The following is a 1,574-nucleotide window of genomic DNA, read 5'->3' as shown; positions in this document are numbered from 1 at the left end:
CCTGAATGGCAGGGCTACCAGCCGATCGGGCTCTAGCCCCGCGCCGAAGCCGCTGAGGGTGGTCAGCGGGCGGGATAGCGTTTCAGGGCAGCGGCCGCCATAGCGCGTCCGGATCGGCAAACCCCGCCTCTATTGCGGCGAAGAAGCGGCTGGCGTGCAGGCCGTCAACGAAGGCGTGGTTGAACTTACCCGCGACCGGTATTACGCCGTTTTTCAGTTTGCCCCAGGTGAGGGCGGGCACCGCGGCGCCGACGTAATATTCGGCATGGGTGATGGCGCTGAAATGCAGCCACGGCAGGCAGCTGGCGCAGAAGAAGTGCTCCCCGTTGACGATAAGCGGCGCCGGATCGGTGGTTTTTGCCGCCTCAATGTTCGGCGTTGCCGCCAGGCTGAAGGCGGCAAAATCGGCGGCGCCGTCGCACCACACCTGGCGAAATCCCTCCTGAGCGGTCATCACCGGCGTCATCACTGCTATCTCATCGTATTCAATAATCTCGTCGCCCAGCATCCGCTGTTTGAGCTCAGGGACGGCGTTGGCCGCCCGCAGCAGGGCGTAGAGCGCCAGCTGGAAAAAGGAGACCTGCCGGTCTTTGGCGCATTCGTACAGCCCTTGCGCTTCAAGCGGTACGCAGAGGTTAAAGCTGGGGTTGGCAAAGGTACGATAAAATTCGAAATGCTCTCGGCGATGCCAGGTTTCTCTGTCGATAACGTGGTAGGCGGGCACGGCGCGCTCCTGGTTGGTTCGGATGTCAGAGACGACTATGCGACGATTTCAATCAGATTGCCATCGGGGTCTTTGATCACCGCCTCATAGTAGCCGTCGCCGGTGGTACGCGGCGGCGAGACTAAAATACCCTGCGCGTCGGCGCGCTGCGCCAGTAAATCAACTTTTGCTGCTCCGCCTACCGCAATGGCCAGGTGCACCCAGCCGGTGTGGTTATTATCCGGCGTCCCTTCGCTGAGCCCCGGCTTGGTCATCAGCTCGATGGCAATATTGTCGCCGATCTTCACAAAGTAGGAGGCAAAGCCGTGATTCGTCTGGCTGTAGTACTTATCGTTAATCTCGCCGGCAAAGAAGTCGACCCAAAAGCGGGCCTGCTGCTCAAGCTGACGGGTCCAAAGCGCGATATGGGCTACTTTCATGGTCAATATCTCCTGATGCGTGTTGACAGAGGGAGAGCAGATGCATGATCATGCTCACTAATGCTCGATTACTTAATTAAAAGGATGTTACGTGCTCGATTATGCAGCATTCCCTCAGCAGCGACAAGCGCTCATTTGCCAGATCCTGCAGGAGAACGGCAGGGTGGTTTGCGCCGAACTGGCGACCAGGCTAAACGTCTCTGAACACACAATTCGTCGTGATTTACATGAGCTTAGCAAAGGTGGGTTTTGCAAAAAGGTCTACGGCGGGGCGGTGATGAACCTGCCGGAGGCCGGTGACTATAGCGAACGCAAAGATAAAAACACGGCAACAAAGCTCAGAATCGCGCAACAATGCGCAAGGCTGGTGAAGACCGGCGGCTGCATTTTTATCGATACCGGCACCACTAACCTGGCGATTGCCGAGGCGC

Annotated in this window: 3 protein-coding genes; 1 reads left to right on the top strand and 2 read right to left on the bottom strand. The window is 58.0% G+C overall.

Annotated features, from left to right (window positions below; genetic code table 11):
• Nucleotides 1–82: 82 nt before the first annotated feature.
• Nucleotides 83–724, bottom strand: a complete 642-nt coding sequence (locus PFH44_RS27370) for a CatA-like O-acetyltransferase, family 1 (RefSeq protein WP_283826805.1) — start codon at nt 722–724, stop codon at nt 83–85.
• A gap of 35 nt (nt 725–759) precedes the next feature.
• Complete coding sequence (locus PFH44_RS27365) at nt 760–1,143, bottom strand: VOC family protein (protein ID WP_283826804.1); 384 nt, start codon at nt 1,141–1,143, stop codon at nt 760–762.
• Nucleotides 1,144–1,234: 91 nt separating this feature from the next.
• Between PFH44_RS27365 and PFH44_RS27360 the strand changes: the two genes are divergently transcribed.
• Nucleotides 1,235–1,574: DeoR/GlpR family DNA-binding transcription regulator (locus PFH44_RS27360; protein WP_283826803.1), on the top strand; the 340-nt coding region annotated here is incomplete at its 3' end.

It is taken from the genome of Klebsiella sp. Ech2A, from assembly GCF_030078455.1.
GTDB lineage: Bacteria > Pseudomonadota > Gammaproteobacteria > Enterobacterales > Enterobacteriaceae > Klebsiella > Klebsiella terrigena.
Note: the sequence above shows the minus strand (reverse complement) of the source record. Positions and strands in the feature narration are given on the sequence as shown.

Coding starts and splice junctions, on each gene's coding strand:
- PFH44_RS27365 (WP_283826804.1), bottom strand. CDS start 1,143: ATGAAAGTAGCCCATATCGCGCTTTGGACCCGTCAGCTTGAGCAGCAG.